The following is an 18330-nucleotide window of genomic DNA, read 5'->3' as shown; positions in this document are numbered from 1 at the left end:
TCATTTCGGTATATCCAGGTGCTGCATCCCATGGCCGGGTCCGCGGTGTGATCGTGGCGACCGGCAGCAGTCCCGCGAACGTACTCATGACTACCGGAAGTTGACCATGGTCGAGACACGGCGTGATGCCTCCCCGAAGCCCGCGAAAGAGAATCCTCTTCCGCTGATCGGCACTCCTGCCTTCAAAGCCGAAGCCCACACGCGGTATGCCGAGCTGCGGGCTGCCGGCCCGATCCACCGGGTCCGACGGGCCGACGGCTTTCGGGGCTGGCTCGTCGTCGGATACGAATTGGGCCGCGAAGCTCTGGCGCATCCACTGCTGGGCAAAGACCCCGCCCCCTTCGCGGAACGGCTCAAGTCGGTGGGGCAGCACATCCTGCTCGCAGGCACAGGTCTGGGCGGCAACATGCTGATGTCCGATCCGCCGGAGCACACCCGGCTCCGGCGCCTCGTAGCGGGTGCCTTCACTCCTGCCCGGGCCGAGGACTTCGCGCCGAGGATCCGGGCCATCGCCGACAAGTTGCTGGATAGCATTGCGCCGCTCGGAAAGAGCGATCTGGTCGAGACCTACACCGGCCCCCTGCCCATGGCCGTCATAGCGGAGCTCCTCGGTATTCCCGCCGAGTGCAGGGACGACGTTCGCAACTGGACACGCACGGCCATCGGCAACCCTTCCGATGCTCAGCGCACAAGTCTGTTGTCGCTCAACACCTTTCTCCGTGAACTCCTCGAGGAGAAGCGCCGCCATCCTGGCCCTGACCTGCTCAGTGAGCTGATCCATGTTCACGAAGGCGAGGACCGCCTCTCCGACACCGAACTTCTGGGAACGGCAGTGATCCTGATGGCCGCCGGTCATGAGACAACCGTCAATCTGCTGGGAAATGCCGTGGTCGCCCTGCTCGAACACCCGAAGCAGGCAGGGTTGTTGCGGAAGCATCCTGAACTGCTGCCTGGCGCGGTCGAGGAGTTTCTTCGCTACGACCCCCCGCTGGAGAACACGCCGACCCGGTTCGCGGGTGAAGAGGTGGTGCTGGGCGGTGAGGTCATCCCCCGCGGTGGTGTGGTGACGATAGCCCTCACCTCCGCCGGCCGGGACGCACCGATGGGGGCGGGCGAACGTCCGGAGGAACTGGACGTCACACGCAGCCAGGTGAAACACCTGGCGTTCGGCCACGGCATCCACCACTGCCTGGGCGCGCCGCTCGCGCGCATGGAAGGTGCCGTCGCCCTGGGCGCGCTGCTGGAGCGCCTGCCCGATCTCACCTGGGACGCACCGGAGGAGCCGCTGCCCTGGATACGGGAAGGAATCACCCGTGGTCCGCTTTCCCTGAAGGTGCGTTACACACCACAGCCATCGCTGTCCGAGTCTTCGAAGGGAGCATGACGCCACGCGGTGAGGAAGTAGCGGAACCGGTCGGCGCGAGCCGCGGACGCGGTGCGCCTGCGGCGCCCCACGGCACGCGCCGTCGATCGCAAACGTACAGTGGACGTCATGCCTTCGCAGGACTGGCCGGTGCCGCGTCTGTCCAGCCGCCTGCGCGCCTCGGCGGCGCGTGGCTTCGTGGGCCGGGCGAGCGAGCTGTCCCTGTTCCGGTCTTGTATCAGGAACTCCTCGGGCTCCTCGGACGCGTACCGCGTGCTGTACCTCCACGGTGTCGGCGGTGTGGGCAAGACGACCCTTCTGCGGCGGTATGAGGATGAGGCATGGGCCGCGGGCCGGCAGGTCATGCGTATCGACTGCCGTACGATCGCCGCCTCACCCGCGGCGTTCCTGGCCCACGCGGCACCCGCCCTCCGGGACCCACGGGCAGTGCTGTTGATCGACACCTTCGAACGGTGTCAGGGTCTCGAGGCATGGCTCCGCGATGAGTTCCTTCCTCAGCTCCCTGAGGGCGCCCTGGCCGTCCTGGCCGGGCGGCGGAGACCGGACCCCATGTGGCAGGCGGATCCGCGGTGGCGAGGAACGTTGAAGGTCGTCGATCTACGGGACCTCTCCGGCGAGGAGGCCTCCGCGTTGCTCACGGCCCAAGGCGTGCCGCCGTCGCTGCATCCGTCGGTTGTGGCCCTCGCGGGCGGTCACCCCCTGGCGCTGTGCCTGGCCGCCACGGTGGCCGACGGCAGGCCCGGGGCGGCCGCGCCCTCGTGGGAACCGGCCCACGATGTGGTGGGAACACTCCTTGCACAGCTCGTCGGTGATGTGCCGTCGGCCGTGCACCGGAGCGTATTGGAGATCTGTGCGCATGCTCTCTTCACCACCGAGGGGCTTCTGCGTGCCGCCCTGCCCGGACATGACAGCGGCGCGCTGTTCGCGTGGCTGCGCGAGCTGCCGTTCGTCGAGGCCGGCCCGTTCGGTCTCTTCCCGCATGACGTCGTACGCGAAGCCCTCGACGCCGACCTGCGATGGCGCGACCCCCAGGGGTATCGGGACATGCATCACCGGGTGCGGCAGCACCTGGTCGACCGCGCCCACGAGGCGGAAGGGCCGCATGTCCTGCCGGCCATCTCGGCTCTGACCCATCTGCACCGCAGGAACGGCTTCCTGTCCCGCTATCTGACCTGGCGGGACGACGGTGAGATCTACGAAGACGGCGTGCGGCCGGACGACACCTCGGCGGTGACCGAACTGGCCCATGCGTGCGCGGGGCCGGAGACAGCCGCGATCACGGATTTCTGGATACGGCGCCGACGCGAGGCGTTCCGGGTCTGCCGACGATCGGACACCGGGGAACTGGTCGCGGTCCTCACCTTTCTCCGCCTCGCTCAGGAGGATGAGGAGGAGAATGCGGCGGATCCCGTCACGGCCGCCGCATGGAACGATGCCCGGAGCACAGCGCCACCGCGTCCTCGCGAACACCTCCTGATCGCCAGGGTGATCACGCGGCAGGAGTTCTCCACGGGAGCCTCCCCGGTCATGGATTTCTTCCTGCACCGCATGGTGTCCGAGTTCATCCATGTGCGAGGTCTGGCCCGCTCGTACGTGGTGCTGCCCGAGAACGCCTTCTGGGAGCCGCTCATGGGCTATATCGACCAGCACCTCCTGCCGACGCGGGAATGTGTCGACAACTCGCCCTACTCGGTGTTCGCACACGATTGGCGTATCGTCCCGGCGGAGCGGTGGCTCGAGTTCAGCAGAAAGGTCGAGATCTCAGGACCTCGGCGGAGTCGGCTGAAACCCGGAAATGCCCCGGCGATGATATCCCGCCCGGACTTCGACGGCCATATTCGCCGTGCCCTGCAGTCCCTGAACCGCGCCGACGACCTGTCCGCCAATCCCCTGGCACGGAGCGAACTCGTGAGGGATGCGGCGACTGATGATCCTGCCGAGGCCCTGCGCACCATCATGACCCGGACGATTCATTCCCTGCGTGAGGATCCGCAGGCGATGAAACTGCACCGAGCCGTCGAGATGACCTTCCTCCGTGGTGCACCGACGCGGGAAACTGCGGCCGAACGGCTTGGCCTGCCGCTGAGCACCTACCGAAGGCACCTCACCGCCGGCGTCCAGCGCGTCGGTGACCTGCTCTGGCACCGCCTGCACCAGAAGCGACCCGACATCAACGACGCGGTCGGTAGCCGGCCCCATCCATGACGCGGACCGGTTCATGCCGCGTTCCTTCGGCAGCCCAAGGGCCTGAGTACCGCCCATCCCGTCCTCACAGCACGGCGGTGAACCGCCCGGTCGCGGTCTTGCGCAGCCGGCCCCGGTCGGCCAGCCGCTTCAATGTGCTCCGCATCGACTCCCGCAACCGCGGCTCCGTGCCCACGCCGAGGAGTCGGCGTACGTCCTGGGCCATCTCGTCGGCCGAGCGGACAACCCCGAGGACCTTCTGGTACTTCTCGGGCCGAGCGGTCTCGTCCATGCCTTTCTCCCGGTGCGGCCCCAGCAGCACCGCCCGGCCCGCCACTTGCCCGGGAGCCGGTGCGAGAGCCTCGCTAGCCTCGGCCTCGGCCTGCTCGTTCAGCCGGACCAGCACGCGCTCCGCGACGACGAGTTCCTCTCGTTCGGCACGGGCCGCCTCCAACTCCTTGACCAGCCGTTTCTTGCGGCAGCTTCGGCCGTTGTGGCGCGAACTGGTCGAGGCAGTGCCCGACGTCCCCCTGGCGCAGCACCGCCAACGCGGGCTTGGTCTTCTGCGGCGATCTGACCCGCTGGACTTGCGCCTCTACCGGACAGTGATCGAGATCCGTGACGCGATGCTCGACCTGCGTGCCTTCGTCCCCCAGGCAGTGCTGGACGATGTACGAGCCCACCGTGAACATGGAAGTGCGCCCTCCGCCGAGGTCTGTCCCCGCGTGACCGCCTGCTGGTTGCGGATAGCGCGACATGCGAAGGCAGGCAGCGTGCCCCCGCTGCGCGGTGATCTGACCGGCCCGGTCCTCGGAGGGGCGGACCGGCCCAGCGAGATCGAGTTCCTGCGCCAAGTCGCGAAGGCGGACACCTCACCCCGCATCCGCGAACTTTCCAACCCGCCTCTCAGCCGCCCGATAGCGACACACAGAGATCGGAGAGCTTGTACGACATGGAGATTCATGGCTGTTGCAGCGACCAGTTCAGCGCCGTACGGGAGGTATTCGCCAACTCCCTCCGTGAAGGAGCAGACCTTGGTGCCTCGGTCGCGATCTACCTCGACGGCGAACCCGTCCTCGACCTGTGAGGAGGATACGCCGACCAGGAACGGACCCAACCATGGCAATGCGACACCATCACCAACGTGTGGTCCACCACGAAAACGATGACCGCGCTGTGTGCCCTCGTCCTCGCCGACCGCAACGAACTCGACCTGTGCGCCCCGGTCGCGAAATACTGGCCCGAGTTCGGTACTGCAGGGAAAGACCACATCGAGATCCGGCACGTGCTCAGCCACACAGCTGGACTCCCCGACTGGGACCAACCTATGACGCTCGACGACCTGTGCGATTGGGAGAAGGCCACCACCCTGCTGGCCCGCCAGTCGCCCCGCTGGGACTCCCGCACGACGTCTGGCTACCATCGGTTCACTCATGGCTTTCTGATCGGCGAGGTCATCCGCCGCATCTACGGCGAATCGACAGGAAGGTTCTTCGCCGACCAGATCGCTGCCCCACTGAACGCCGACTTCCACATCGGCCTGGCAGCCGAACATGATCACCGTGTCTCCGAGGTCATCCCGGCACCCGGCCCCGCGCCCGCAGCCAATCCGCGGGTCAGCATTCCGGTTGGCGCGTACGTGACTGCCCAGGACACCTGGACCACCCAGTGGCGCCGCGCCGAGATCCCCGCGGCGGGAGGCTACGGAAACGCACGCTCCGTGGCCGCAGTCCAATCGGTACTCGCCTCGGGAGGCCAGACATCCTCGGCACGCTTGCTCTCCGAAGCTACCTGCCGCGCCGTGTTCGACGAGCAGTCCCACGGCATGGATCTCGTGCTCGGCATCCCCCTACGCTTCGGCATGGGCTACGCCCTCAACGCACGTGACGCACCGGTCAACACTGCCAGTCTCCACACCTGCTACTGGGGCGGAAGGGGCGGATCACTGGTCATCAACGACCTCGACGCGCGCATGACCATCGCGTACGTGATGAACCAGATGACCCACCTTGGCCTCACCGACCCGCGCAGCCACAAGCTCCTCCAGGCCGCATCCAAGGCCGTGACACGCTGATTGACAACGTGTCCTCCCGTCGGCCTGCGATCCCGCGCTGATCTGCCCTTGCCGGAATCCGACCCGTGATCCAGACCGGAGCGGTCGCAATGGACCGCATCTTCCACGCCGGCGCGGACCGACAGTCACGCAGCTGGTCACGCACATGCGGTAGGGGCGGTATCCCGAGAAGGGATACCGCCCCTGGCCTGCGTCTGCACCATCGGGACGACAGGATTTGAACCTGCGACCCCTTGTCCCCCAGCGCCGACACGGCCTGACGCCCTGTTATCGCCGCTCCTGCTGCGTCCAGGTGGTGCAGGTCAGGTCCTGTGCGTGCGGCCCTGGAGCGGGATCTCCTTTCAGAGAAGGGATTTGAGCTGCTTACGCAGCTTCTTCATTGCCCTTGACGATCACGATGTAGTGGGCTTCACGACCCAGGAAGCAGGCGGCGTGCGCGCGGCGTCGCTGGTGACGACCACGCTGGCCAGGTCGGCGACGGTCTCCAGCAGCGGAGGGAAGCAGGTGATTTTCGTTGGTCTTCTCCTGCACGTCCAACTGCGCCCGGACCAGGCCGGTGACGTGGTCCAGGGCGGCGAGCAGGTGGATCCAGCGGCCCCCTGGCGGCTCCGCGCAGGCTCTTACCGTCCACGGCCAGCCCGCGCAGCTCGCCCGTGTCGATGCTGGGGCGACGGTCGACGAGCCAGCGGCCGACCGCCTGGTCCAGTACGTCGCCGTCGATCCGGGCCAGAAGACGCCGCACGGTCGTGTCGGCCGGAAGGCAATGCTGCGGACCTCAATGGTATTGGATGGGCCATCGGCCCGAGTGGCCGGGCGGCAGAGCGACGTCGCGCCGCGCTGCGGTGTAGAAACTCTCGCGAGTCGCACGCTGATTCACGAGCAACGTCGACCACGCATTGGGGTTGTGGATCCGGTCGCGTACGAACCGCTCCATCTCGGCGACCGACCCAGCCCATCCGCGAGCCAGTCGACAACGATCTGTGCGCCGAGCAGCAGCATCGCCTCCCACGCCAGATCGCGAGCTTCGGACGCACCGCCCAACCGTGTGCCGCCCCTCGTCGGGTGTCAACGGATGTGGGAGCCCCCCAGAGCGAGCGCCGCGTGGCTCCCCCATCTTCAGGGGAACGCTGCAGCTCTCGGGCCGCCGGATAGCCAGCCCCGAATCCAGGGCCACGCAGCACCACTGCGCACCCCCACCAGGCCCACCCCCCGACGGCACAGTCATCCATCCCGACCGACTCGGCGGTGTGATCCACTACGCCCTGGGCACATGGGTGGCCGAGTATCGTGCACCCGCAGGGCCACCGGGCTCGCCAGTCCGGTGACGCGGCGCCGTCGCCGACAGCACCCCGCGGCTGGCGGCAGCGCCGCCGGGCCCGACCGCCGGCAACGCCAAATGGCATGTGCAAGAGCCCTTGTGCAACCTGCGCCAACTAGGTACTTTCCGTTTCCACGTCATCCGGCAAGCCGACCAGGCCGCGGCTCACCGACGAGCGGGACAGGGGCCTCCCACGTCCTCGTCCGGCTCGCCTCCCTCTAGGAAGCGACCGCGACCGTATCCGCCCTGCCGGACATCGCCCCTCAGTCGGGAGACGGTCCGCCGACAGGCGATATGAGCCGTTGGCATGCCGGGCTCACGTCAGGGCGGTGAGGAGCAAGGGAGCGCACGTGGCACATCCGACACCTCCGCCCGACCCGACCCCCCGCCTCGAGCACCTCGACCTGATGCCGCCCGTCGGCGCCGACCGGCTCGGACAGCGCCCGGACCCCCCTGAGCGCTGGCCCGGCACGGTAGGCCCGCCGACCTCGCCCGGCTTCCTGCAGTCGGCAAAGACCTGGCTGTTCGAGTTCGCTCCACCACGCTGGCGGCACGAGGAGACGCTGCACCGGCATCCCGTCGAGCTGGCCCACGTGGTCAGCCTGCACCTCCAGGCGGACATCATCGCGATGCAGGCGGGCCTGAGCGAAGTCGCCCAATCGGTCCTGGCGGAACCCGCTCGGGCAAATCCTTCCGAAATAACCGACTTCTACGCATGCGAACGTGACTGGGCCTGCGCCATGCTCGAGCAGGTCAAGCTGGTTGAGCAGGCGTTGAGGGCCGTGTGCGACAGTGCCTCAAGGAGGCTCCCGACCGCCGGTACGGGCAGGGCACGTAGCCGCGCCCCGATGCCGCGGCAGCGACCGGCCACAGCCTGAACTGGGCAGCTGCAGGCGCCATCGTCTGCAACCAGCCGCGCTCCCGGTCGTCGCGTCGCGCGCCGAGGCAGTCCACTGCACACCGTGCCACCGCCCGGGCGGAGGCGGCGGCACGCGGTCCGGGCGGAGCCGCCGGTGCCTGCCGGACGGCTCGGCGCGGGCCCAGGGCCGGGGGTCTCGAAACCCAGGCCACACGGGTTGACCTGTGGGTTCGCGAAATTGAGCCATAAGCGGGCCAGTATCACTGCTCATGCTGTGCCGGCCGAACGCGGCGAGGGAGCCGTGGTCTGCCGATCATCGAGAACGCCACCACGGCCACGCAGAGTAGTTTCCAGGGAGCGGAGCGTTTGAGATTATGCGCAGCTGGCTGATCGCTCTCGGCATCGCCGTGGCCTGCATGCCGGCCTGCTGGGGCGTGCTCTTGCTGCTGGCCCGCCGCCTGCCTCCTGGCATTTGCGCGACCTGGCCGCCTTCCTCCCCGACTGCCTCACCACCGTCCGCCGCCTTCGCGCGACCCGCGGGTCCCGCGCCGGGCGAAGATCGCCGTGCTCATCGCAGGACTGTGGGTGGCCAGCCCCATCAACCTGATCCCCGAGTTCCTGCCCGTCATCGGCCCCCTGGACGACATCGTGGTCGTCGCCCTCGCGCTGCGCTACGCCGCCCGCCAGGTGCCGGGCGATGCCCTCCTCGCCGCCTGGCCCGACGACACCCATCTCCTGGAACGGCCCCTCGGCCCCACCAAGGCCCCCCAACCACTACCGGGCCGGCCAGACAAGGAATACAAACTCTCCCCCTGCAAGAATCTTCAACGATCACGCACGCCACGCACTTAGGGACTCGGCATGCTGGGAAGGGGTGCGGTCAACACTGGCACAAGGAACTGAACCGGGTGAGGAGAGCACACCGCCGTCCTCCCGGCTGGGTCGACGCCCCTTTCGCCGAGGACGCGCAGATCCCGGCATTGTCTGAGATCCTGTCCGAGTGCGCTGGGCACTCTCGCCTGCTCCGCCCGGTGACCGGGCCTGAGCGGAGCGAGGCCCAGCAGTCCGCAGCCCTGGCGACAGCTCACCGCTACGGCTGCGGGGTCGGCATTCGTGTACGCGTGCCAGGGGAGTGGGACGGTCGTACGACAGAGGCCGTCGGCCAACTCCTGGCCCAGGCAGACCCGGACGTGCCCGTCGATCTGCTGCTGGACCTGGGCAGTGTCCTCCTCGGCCGCCCCGGCGCGGGCAAGGAGGCATTGCGAGCCCTGGATGCCGTGCTCCCCCTGGCGACCTGGCGGACCGCCGCCGTGCTCGGCGGGAGCTTCCCCCAGGTCACGGACGACATGCTGGAACTGGGTGAGCTGCACGAAGAGCCCCGCGGCGACTGGCACATGTGGCACGAGATACGGGCGAGCGGCCGCGACTACCTGTCACGGCTCGCGTATGGCGACTACGGCGTGCAGCCGGTCACCGCTCTCGCCCAGAAGCGGGGCGGCGGAGGCCCGCCCTGGGGTGTCCTCCGCTACACCACCGGCAACTGGTGCGCGCTGTGCAAGGTGCTGAACGCAGGGCCCGACCGCACGGCGGGCATCCGGACGGCGGCTCGCCGGATCCGCGATCTGCCCGAGTTCAGGGGAGTGACCGCCAGCGCCGGGGCGACCTGGCTGCGTAACTGCGCCGAGGGTCCAGTGACGTCCAGTAAGGGCACGGGCCAGGTCATGGACTGGCTGCGGGCCGGGAACGTCCAGCACATGACGTACATCGTTCGCTGCCTACTCCAGCGCTGACCCGGCCTCGCACCCTCCCGGCCCGGCACTTCGCGGGCTCAGTCGAACAGCGGCGCCAGCGTGTCCTCGCCCGCCAGGACCCGCCACGCCGGCACCCGCACCGTCCGGATCACTTCGCACGCTTTCGCCCCATGGCCGCCCGACGGCAGACCAGTCAGCAGGTCGCCCCGCGCATGCGTCAGCCGCAGATGCCGCGCCGGGTCCCGGCCGGGTGGCGGGCCCGTGTCGATCAGCACCGCCGTGTTATCGCCGCCCGCGGTGAACAGCAGATCCACCGTGTGGCCGCCGACCACCGCCGCGCGCTCCAGATCGGTGATGCCGCGTCCGCCGAGGTACTGGTGGAGCCGGTCGGCGAGCTCCTCGCGGAACGCGATTCCCGGGCCGGCCGCACCCTGGGCGCCGCCGATGCCGTCCCCGGCACCCGGGCCGCGGTCATCTCCGGTCCCCGCCCCCAGCAGCACCGAGCGCCCGGCGAGCAACGCCGGAAGACCGCTCTGCCCCTGCCAGAACGCGTGGCTGCCCACGGTGATCAGCTGTGACTTGGCCCGGGTGATCGCCACGTTCCACAGGTTGACCTGGCTCGCCACCCAGTACGTCGTCCTGGGCGGGGTGTTGAGTGTGGCCACCGGGCTCAGCACCATCACGTCGCGCTGCCCGCCCTGGAACGCGTGCACCGTCCCGACCCGCACCCGGTCGTCGTCGCGCCACACCCGCGCCAGCGCCTCCTTCTGCGCCCGGAACGGCGTCACCACACCCACCGTGGCGTCCTGCGGCAGCCGCGCGAGTAGTTCGTCCACCACCCGCCGCGCAACGGCCGCCTCGGCGTCGTTGCGCCACGACTGCCCGCCACCGCCCCGCGCCGATTCGCCGCCTGGCACGTCCACCCAGCCCAGCACCGGCGCCGGAGCGGCCGCACCCACCGGGTCGAGCGCCGGAACCCGTCGTCGTACGTCGGTGAGCACCCGCAACTGGCCCGCGTAGCAGTAGCCGTTGACGACATCGGCGATCTCCGGGTGGCACCGGTAGTGCTCGTCGAGCAGCAGGGCGGTGTCGCCGTGCTGCGCGGCGGCGTGGTACGCGGAGTACACGTGGTACGTGAGCCGGTGGTCCTCCAGCTGCGCCGCACTCAGCCCGGCCCGGACCCGTGCCTGCCGCTCCTGCTGGGGCGCGATGGCGGCGATGTGGCCCAGCTGCATCGGGTCACCGATGATCAGTGCCCGCCGGGCCCGGAAGAGCAGCGGCAGCACCGACGGCACGGAGCACTGGCTGGCCTCGTCGATGACGACGAGGTCGAACAGCTTCGGGGTGAGTTCCAGCTGCCGAACCGAGTGGGTGCTGATCGCCCATCCCTTGATGTGCGTCATCAGGTTCCGCTGGCTCTTCTGGTACCCGGAGCGTCCTCGCAGCGCCTGAAGCCGCTGGCCCATCAGCCCGCGCGCCCGCGCCAGTGCCTCCGCCGACACCGCCCGGGACAGTTCCGCGGACAGCTCCGACAGCGAATCCGCCATCTCCAGCCGCGACTGCTTCAGCAGTTCCTCGTCCCACCCGGTGTGCCTGGGTACGAGCTCCCGCAGTCGGCGCTCCACGGCCACTGCGTCCGCCAGGGCCTCCAGCAGCTCCGGCAGCACGGGCTGCTCGCCGGCCCACCCCGGCCACCGCGCCCCGTCGCTCTCCGAGGTACCGCCCGCCGCGACCAGCGCGGCCAGGGCCCGCGCCCTGCGCCACCGGCCGAGCAGCCACCAGGGGGCCCCGGCCACCTTCCGGGCCCTGCCCTCCCAGCGGCCCAGCGCGGCCGTGCCGTCCTCGGCCGCAGCCGCAGCCCAGACGCTCTCCAGGAGCGCCAGCGGCAGTTCCAGCGAGTCGGCGCGTTCCCCCCGTTCCCGGAGCAGATCCAGCAGCTGCTCCTCTTCGCCGACGCGGAGTTCCGCCTCGGCCTGGTGCCCGGCGGCCCGTCCACGGGTGTTGCGCAGTTCCCCGCCCACCGTCGCCGAACTCCGTCGCGGTCCTTCCACGGGCTCGCCGAGCAGCCGCTCCAGCTTCGCCGCTTCCCGCTCCAGCGCCTCCGCGTTGCCCGTCCGCATCAGCAGCCCCGGCGCTATGGCGTCGCAGCGTTCGGCGACGACGTTCACTGCCTCGTTGTTCGTCGAGGCGACCAGCACGGACTGCCCCGCGGCGACACAGGTGGTGACGACGGCCGTGACCACCTCACTCTTGCCCGTTCCGGGCGGCCCTGTGGCCACCGTCAGCGCCCGCGTCATCGCCGAGGAGACCACCAGCTCCTGGCTCTCGTTGCACGGCCCCGGCGCCACCACGACGGCCGCGGACCCCGCCCCCGCGTCCGCCTCACCGCCGCTCAGCAGTGCGTCCAGCGCGGTGCCGGGGATCTGCCCGGTCCGCGCCGACATCTGCAGCAGGTTGTCCACCAGGGCCTGTGTGGCGTTCGCCTCCACACCCGACGGCACCAGCAGCACGGCCGCGTTGTGCACGCCGGGCCGCAGCGCCTGCATCACCGTCCGCTCGCTGAGCGCGTACGGATCGAGCGGCTCCAGCTCCGGCAGCCCCAGCTCCTCGAGCAACTGCCGTACGGCCCGCAGCATCTGCGTGTCGTTGCCCTCCTGCCAGGTCGGCTGCCAGCGCGCGACGAGGTCGGCCGCGTCGTCCTCGTCCAGCAATTCCGAGACGACACCGGTGTGCAGGGACGGAACCCCGGTCGGCCGGAGCACGTCCCGGCCGTTCTCGTCCGGTGCGAGCTCCATCTGCTGGATCAGCAGCGGCGCGATCCGCACCGCCGTACGCCTCCCCCGGCCGCCTCCCTCGCGTACGGGGAGCGTGACGGCCGGATAGCCGTACCAGTACTCCTGCTGCGTTCCCGTATCGCCGCCCGCCTTGCCCCGCCGGGCCTGGGGCCTGGGCAGTTGGGCAGGAGCCGGGAAGGTCGAGCCCCGCCCCGACTGGATGGTCTCCTCGCCCCTGCCCAGCAGGAAGTACCCCGCATCCCGCCCGCTGTCGCGGTCGGGCAGCATGCCGGCCGCCGCCTCGGAGGTGAGGCAGTGCACGTAGTAACGCATCAGGCGCTGCCAGTCCACGCCGTCCCGAGCGTCCAGCGCCGCCAGTTCCCGGGCCTTCGCCAGGGCGGGGGAGAGCCGCGGCGCGTCCGCGGCGTCGCGCGGCAGTGCAGGGAGGTGGACGGGGCGCGCCACCGACCGCGCGAACGGCAGGCTCCGCGTGGCCCGGATCGTGGACTTGGTGGGCCGCTGCTCCTCGGGCACCCCATTGCGCGCCATCTGCGCCGTCAGGTAGTCGAACAGGTCGTCCGGCGTGATCCAGCCGCCGCCCTTGATCCGCCCGTTGCGCAGTCCCTCCACGATCTCACCGGTGAATCGGGACGTGCCGAGCGTGGACCCGGGCGGCGCCATCGCGGACGCGGACTGCAGCGCGTCGGACGCGGTGATGAAGTACACGCCGGTCGGCCGCAGCAGGGTGCTGGGCGCGGGCTGCTGGTCCGTGCCCGGGGCGCCCTTGGCGGTCCAGCCCTGGACGACGGAGCCGCTGGAGCAGCAGTCCAGCAGCACGAGCTTCGACGAGGCCCGGCAGGACTGGAGCATCCGCTCCAGGAACTCCGCCGGCACCGCCGTGCCCGGCAGATCCTCCGGGTCGGCGTCCCGGGTGAGGAAGTACAGCTGGTTGTCGTCCTCGCAGAACTCGCCGTGCCCGCTGAAGTACAGCAGGGCCGTCTCGCTCGGCTGCCGCTCCTCCAGAAACGTCTCCACAGCGTGCAGCATCTCCGCGCGGGTCGGCTCGGCGACCATCGCGCAGTCGTTGTACATGCCGATCTCGGTGTTCTCCAGCACCGCCCGCATGTAGTGCAGGTCGGCCCGGACGGGCGGCAGATCGTGGTAGGCGTCGCTGTCGTACGTGGAGACGCCGATGAGCATGGCGTACCGGTCGTTGTCGGTCATGTGCGCTCAGCCCGTCGCCGTTCCGTTGCCGTCGCCGTCCGCGTTGTCGCCGGGAGCCCTGCCGCCCGCGTCGTGCGCGTGCCCGGTGCCGCCCGCGAGGAACCGCTCGATCCGCTCGTCGTCCTCGCGCGCCTCCTTCCCGGCGATGTGGAGGGTTGCGCCGTCGGGCCGCTTCACGACGATCGTCCGCTGCGGTACGCGGGCCAGCCAGATCTGCACCCCGGCCGCGACCAGTGAGCCTGCACTGATCACCACCCCGATCGTGTCGACGGACAGCCCACCCTTGTCCGTACCACCGGGCGTGCGGTGCCCGGGGACGTCCAGCACTGCGCCCGGGTCGTCGGCGATCGCAGCGAGGAGTTCGCGCGCCTCCTTGCGTGCGCGTAACGGGTCCTCGTCGAGGATGGAGATCCGGTACCCGGGGCGGTCGTCGGGCATGGTCGTCACAGCACTTTCCCTCGGTCTTCCGCGGTGTGGACGGGTCGCATGGCGCACGACCGCACGGCCGCATGAGGTTAGTCCGCGGGTCGGACAACGGGCGTGTCCTTGCCGAAAACTGCTGGTCGTTGGCGTGAAAACGGCTGACCGGTGGCGGTCGCCCGTCCTTCACCGGAGGTGCAGCTCCGCCCATACGGTTTCCCGGTGCGCCGACGCGCGGGTGACCGTCCAACGGGTCGCCATCCGCGCGACGATGAGCAGGCCCCGGCCCGATGCGGCCTCGCCCGGCGGCTCCTGGGAGGACAGCACGGCTACGCGTTCGGTACAGGTGTCGGTGACCTCTACGCGGAGGGTGCCCCCGGTCTCGGTCAGGCGGACGTGGAAGTCCCGGCCGGGTACGTGCCCGTGGCGGGGTTGGCGGCCGGCTCGGCGTTGATCAGCCCAGCGCTCCTTTGGCCTGGCAGTCGTACCGGTGGCCCCAGGCATCGAGCCGGTGCGAGACAAGGCGGCGGGTAAGGCGGGCGCCGCGCCGCGAGGACGTGAACCGCATCGAGAACTGCGTGTGTCAATTTAACGGCATGGAGGCAGAGCTGCTGAACTCCGGGGGCCGCCAGCGCACCGATGCCACCCATGTACTCGCAGCGGTCCGCACGCTCAGCCGGCTAGAGCTGGCCGGGGAGACACGGCGGACCGCGCTGGAAGAGCTGGCGGGGGCCGACGGGGACTGGCTACGTCGCCGTGGAACGCGTCGGATGAACTGTGGGATGGCGCCGTTGATGCAGGAGCTCGTCCGACACTTCCGCCCTCCCGGCCTGCGGAAACCGGAAGAGGCCGGCTCGTGGCAGCGACTGCACGAGGCCTGCAGATCCCCTCGCCCGCAGAGGACAGAGGATAGGTCGTCACTCACCTCATTCAATCGCATGTACAGGTATGGCTAGTTTCTGGTAGGAAGTCCACCGTGACTTTGAGCGCCTATGAACGGAAGGCCCGGCTTACCCCGGGCTTGTTGGGCATTGCGCCCGTCACTATCACGGCCGTAACGCTCGGCACGAAGGCCTACCCAGCTGTGTCCATCGCACTTGGTGCTCTCTCGGCTGTATCGGCGGTTACCTGTTCTCAGTCCAGGTAGGCAACGCGGGACGGGCCGCCCAGGACGGGATGTACGAGCAATGGGGCGGCCGTCCCACGCCCCAACTGCTGCGCACCTGCAGGAAGGCGGCAACCCGACGCAGCGCGACATCTGGCGACGGGCGATCGCGGCGGTCACTGGGGTGCAACTGCTGAGCAGGCGGCGCGAAGCGGCCAACCCTGTGGCCGCCGATCAAGAGATCGAGGCTGCCACCGATCAAGTGCGCTACCTAGGGCAGGACTCCCGCTTTCCGATGGTGGCCAACGAGAACGCCGCGTACGGCCTTGAGCGCAACATGTGGGGCTTCCGTTGGGTTGGGCGCAATGTGGCGCTGGCCTGCCTGGTAGCTATCGTGCTGGCCTTCGTCTTCAGACACACCTCCCTCCACGTGGGAGCGTCCGTGCAGGTTGGAGGCCTCTCCCCCGACTACGCCATACGGGTGACACTGAAGGGCGGAATGACGCGCTCCGTGCCCGTACTGGTGAAGCACGGCGAAGGAGCGGAACAGGTCGAGGACTAACTTGCTGTCACCCTGGACAACATCCCCGCCAACGGCTTTCAGATATACATCAGGAGTGATCAGATGCAAAGTTTGCGCTTGTCTGCGCGCTTTGATCAGGGATCGTTGGGAACCACCAGCTGTCGTTGAGAGGTGTGTGAGTGATGTCGGCTACGGCAGGCGGAGAGTTCAACAGGGTCGTCAATAGTGATCTAAAGCCGGTTGCAGTGGTGGCTCAGTGCCTTGACAACCAGTGGGTACCGCGGGAGCTGCTCGGTTCCATGCTTGAGCATGGCCGGTCGTTGCGGCACGCCAAAGTGGCCGACGCGCGCCTGCGAGCAGTACGTCACGAGTACCTGCGGGCACTCCTGAATTCTCAGCAGGTCATCGTCAACCGCGCATTCTTCCTCAATAATCATGCCGTGTATCAGGATTTCCAGAATGGCGGCGTTTCACGCGAGGCATTCAAGGCATTGCTCGGCGATTCAGTGATCGTTCCCTATTTGTACAACGAGACCAGCCTGGTGGAGGAGCGGGAGTTCACTGTTCAGTCCGAGGGAGAACGGGCGTGGCGGGAGGCTGTCGGTGATGTAGCGACAGGGAGCTGCCTGCGACTGTCCTGGGACAACGATGAGAACGCACGGCTCACCCGCCTTAAACTCGGTACTTCATTCCACCGACACCTGCTGACCATGTCAATGTTCGAGGCCGAGCCCCTGCAGCGTGACTTCGAGCTCGATGAGGAGGACACACGGCGGTTGCAGGCCCGGCTGAGAGACGTCTCCCGGTGGGCGCTAGACAGTGAATCAGTTACACGAGAGCGCTTCTACAAGGCGTTTGTCGTAGCTGACGATACCAACCCGGCAGAAGGTAAATACGATCGGACGAAACCATTTGCAGCCGAGCTCAAGCAGCTCGGCGATTTGAAGTACAACACCGCCCTGGCAGATGCTTTGAGCCGTTACCCGCTGACACCTGCAGACTCACTGGACCGTACGGCTCTGCAAGAGGATCGCATCATCTCCAGGAGCGGAGGTGTGTCGGCGGACGAACTTCTTCATATGCTCCAGCAACAGGCGTTCGCTCTGATTCAAAACCCACTGAATGTCGGGTTTACCGGGCTCGAGCTTGACCACGTGTGGCGGGCGAGGGGAACTGATGAGTGGACGCTCTACAAGGACAGTCTCCTGTATCTCCTCCAAGAGCCTGAGCGCCTGCTGGAGACGCCTGAGGAGTTCACGGCCCGCGGCCAAGACGTATACAACCGGTACGTGTCTCTTGCCGAGCAGCTCAGTGGGATCGTTGGTAGGCGACGCGAAGGTGTAGTAGATCGGTGGCAACCGATCATCAAGTTTAGTATTCACACGCTAGGTTCGGTCATCTCCGTCATGTTCGATACCGACCCGTACATCGAGGTAGCGGGAGAAGTAGCCGATTCCATCGCGGCGGAGGCCTCTAAGGCCGTCGTCCGTTTCGCTGTGGTCGGCCGGGATCAGCGGCGGGCGGGAAAGCAGCTCGAGACAAGCGTCGATCTGATGCAGGTGAAGTTCGACAGGACCAGAGACGAGTGGAACGGCCTGATCAGGCGAATGGAAGAATCAGGCTTTTCATCGCATAGGACGGTTCACCGACCTGACGACGATGCCACCCTCAACGCTCCTGACGAGAGTGAAGACACCGGTTGAGTTTCAGAGAAGGTGTCGGAGGCGGGCTTGAGTGAGGGCGGCGAGGGTGAAGCCGTCAGTGATGGTGCCGTCGATGATTTTTCTGTCGAGTTCGTCGGGAGTGAAGGTGACCAGGCTGCGGATTCCCGCTGCTGTCTCCAGTGGGCCTGTGGCGGTCAGCCGGGCGAAGAAGAGGTGCACCAGTTGGGAATGCAGGCCGGTGTCCGGATGGACGGTGCCGATGGGTGTGATCGACTCCACCCGTGCCGAGAGTTCCTCGTCGAGTTCCTTCAAGGCGTTGCTTTCTGCGGTGAGCCCGTCGGTACCGAAGCCGCGAGGGATTTCCAGCGTCCAGGCGCGAATGGCGTGGCGATAGTTTTCCAACAAGAGAATGCGGCCATTTACGACAGGCAGGATCGCGCCGCTGGGGGCATCAGCGGTGCTGAGGATCCGCAGGTAGGTGCCAAGGCGGCCGTCAGGGAAGCGGACCGGGTCCCGCAGCAAGCGGAGGTAGGGGTCCTGATACACCAGGCCTAGGGCACCGGCGTTCGCGGGGGCCTGGCTGGGATCGACAATATCGATCGCACCCGAGCCTTCCTCGTTGCGGAATAGATCTGGCTGTTCCCGTCGCAAACGGATATAGCCGTCCATGGGGTCGTTCTCCTGAACATAGGTCACAGACGAAGTATGAGGCGGCTAAGCCCGCACAGGGAAGTGACCTGCCTGCGCAGTCAGGTCGGCGGAGCGGCTTTGGGCTGGAGCTGCTTTGGGCTGGAGCTGCTTTGGGGCGAGTGATCATGGCCCCGTAAGCTGATGGCGCGTCGGGCAGTCTGTGGACCTGCCCGGTAAAGCACGACGTTGGGGCCATGATCTTCGAGGCTCGCCCCATGGTGGCTGCCTAAAGCCCAAGACCGGGAAGTTAGCCGGGGGACGTGGCGTGTCAAGGGCGGAGATGGGCTGGGTTGACGTGGCAACGGAGCCCCTGTCGGACTGTGAGTGTCGAAGTCGCAGTTCGAGGGAGCTCCGTTGTCT

The 18330-nt window shown here is 68.1% G+C and carries 13 protein-coding genes and 2 pseudogenes; 10 read left to right on the top strand and 5 right to left on the bottom strand.

Annotated elements, in window-relative coordinates; genetic code table 11:
- Positions 1-106 precede the first annotated feature (106 nt).
- Entirely contained in the window at positions 107-1384 is a 1278-nt protein-coding gene (locus ACTWQE_RS20380; protein WP_443330421.1) for a cytochrome P450 family protein, read from the top strand.
- Between the two features lie 108 nt (positions 1385-1492).
- The gene (locus ACTWQE_RS20375) at positions 1493-3589 is read left to right on the top strand and encodes an ATP-binding protein (RefSeq protein WP_443330420.1); all 2097 of its coding nucleotides are present in this window, start codon (positions 1493-1495) and stop codon (positions 3587-3589) included.
- Positions 3590-3653: 64 nt separating this feature from the next.
- Here the strand turns inward: ACTWQE_RS20375 and ACTWQE_RS20370 are convergent, their stop codons facing one another.
- Complete coding sequence (locus ACTWQE_RS20370; RefSeq protein ID WP_443330419.1) at positions 3654-4022, bottom strand: hypothetical protein; 369 nt, start codon at positions 4020-4022, stop codon at positions 3654-3656.
- A gap of 4 nt (positions 4023-4026) precedes the next feature.
- On the opposite strand from ACTWQE_RS20370, the pseudogene ACTWQE_RS20365 reads away from it, so the two are divergent.
- From ACTWQE_RS20365 to ACTWQE_RS20340, 6 genes and pseudogenes are all read left to right on the top strand, one after another.
- Positions 4027-4422: pseudogene (locus ACTWQE_RS20365) on the top strand (DUF6545 domain-containing protein); the annotation flags it as partial.
- 98 nt (positions 4423-4520) lie between these two features.
- Positions 4521-4655, top strand: a complete 135-nt coding sequence (locus tag ACTWQE_RS20360) for a hypothetical protein (protein WP_443330448.1) — start codon at positions 4521-4523, stop codon at positions 4653-4655.
- A 12-nt stretch (positions 4656-4667) separates the two neighbouring features.
- A pseudogene (locus tag ACTWQE_RS20355) lies at positions 4668-5642 on the top strand (serine hydrolase domain-containing protein); the annotation flags it as partial.
- A 1668-nt stretch (positions 5643-7310) separates the two neighbouring features.
- Positions 7311-7838: a hypothetical protein gene (locus tag ACTWQE_RS20350; RefSeq protein ID WP_443330418.1), complete on the top strand. Its 528-nt coding sequence runs from the start codon at positions 7311-7313 to the stop codon at positions 7836-7838.
- Positions 7839-8383: 545 nt separating this feature from the next.
- Positions 8384-8671: a YkvA family protein gene (locus ACTWQE_RS20345; RefSeq protein ID WP_443330417.1), complete on the top strand. Its 288-nt coding sequence runs from the start codon at positions 8384-8386 to the stop codon at positions 8669-8671.
- The gene (locus ACTWQE_RS20340; protein WP_443330446.1) at positions 8617-9609 is read left to right on the top strand and encodes a beta family protein; all 993 of its coding nucleotides are present in this window, start codon (positions 8617-8619) and stop codon (positions 9607-9609) included. Before ACTWQE_RS20345 ends, ACTWQE_RS20340 begins: the two co-directional genes overlap by 55 nt.
- A 38-nt stretch (positions 9610-9647) precedes the next feature.
- On the opposite strand, the gene ACTWQE_RS20335 is transcribed toward ACTWQE_RS20340, so the two are convergent.
- From ACTWQE_RS20335 to ACTWQE_RS20325, 3 genes are all read right to left on the bottom strand, one after another.
- Positions 9648-13568 (bottom strand): caspase, EACC1-associated type, encoded by a 3921-nt coding sequence (locus ACTWQE_RS20335; RefSeq protein WP_443330416.1) that lies wholly within the window; start codon positions 13566-13568, stop codon positions 9648-9650.
- A gap of 6 nt (positions 13569-13574) precedes the next feature.
- Complete coding sequence (locus ACTWQE_RS20330) at positions 13575-14006, bottom strand: effector-associated constant component EACC1 (protein WP_443330445.1); 432 nt, start codon at positions 14004-14006, stop codon at positions 13575-13577.
- A 168-nt stretch (positions 14007-14174) separates the two neighbouring features.
- The gene (locus ACTWQE_RS20325) at positions 14175-14315 is read right to left on the bottom strand and encodes a hypothetical protein (protein ID WP_443330415.1); all 141 of its coding nucleotides are present in this window, start codon (positions 14313-14315) and stop codon (positions 14175-14177) included.
- A gap of 860 nt (positions 14316-15175) precedes the next feature.
- Here ACTWQE_RS20325 and ACTWQE_RS20320 point away from each other — a divergent pair.
- Together ACTWQE_RS20320 and ACTWQE_RS20315 are read left to right on the top strand one after the other, a co-directional pair.
- Positions 15176-15655, top strand: a complete 480-nt coding sequence (locus tag ACTWQE_RS20320) for a hypothetical protein (RefSeq protein WP_443330414.1) — start codon at positions 15176-15178, stop codon at positions 15653-15655.
- Between the two features lie 143 nt (positions 15656-15798).
- Positions 15799-17319 carry a hypothetical protein gene (locus tag ACTWQE_RS20315; RefSeq protein ID WP_443330413.1) on the top strand — a complete coding sequence of 507 codons (1521 nt, stop codon included), beginning with the start codon at positions 15799-15801 and terminating at the stop codon, positions 17317-17319.
- Between the two features lie 3 nt (positions 17320-17322).
- On the opposite strand, the gene ACTWQE_RS20310 is transcribed toward ACTWQE_RS20315, so the two are convergent.
- Positions 17323-17976 carry an NUDIX hydrolase gene (locus tag ACTWQE_RS20310; protein WP_443330412.1) on the bottom strand — a complete coding sequence of 218 codons (654 nt, stop codon included), beginning with the start codon at positions 17974-17976 and terminating at the stop codon, positions 17323-17325.
- Between the last annotated feature and the right edge of the window lie 354 nt (positions 17977-18330).

It is taken from the genome of Streptomyces sp. 8N706 (assembly GCF_052245415.1).
Classification (GTDB): Bacteria; Actinomycetota; Actinomycetes; order Streptomycetales; family Streptomycetaceae; genus Streptomyces.
The sequence above is the reverse complement of the archived record's forward strand: the minus strand, read 5'-3'. Positions and strand labels throughout refer to the sequence as shown.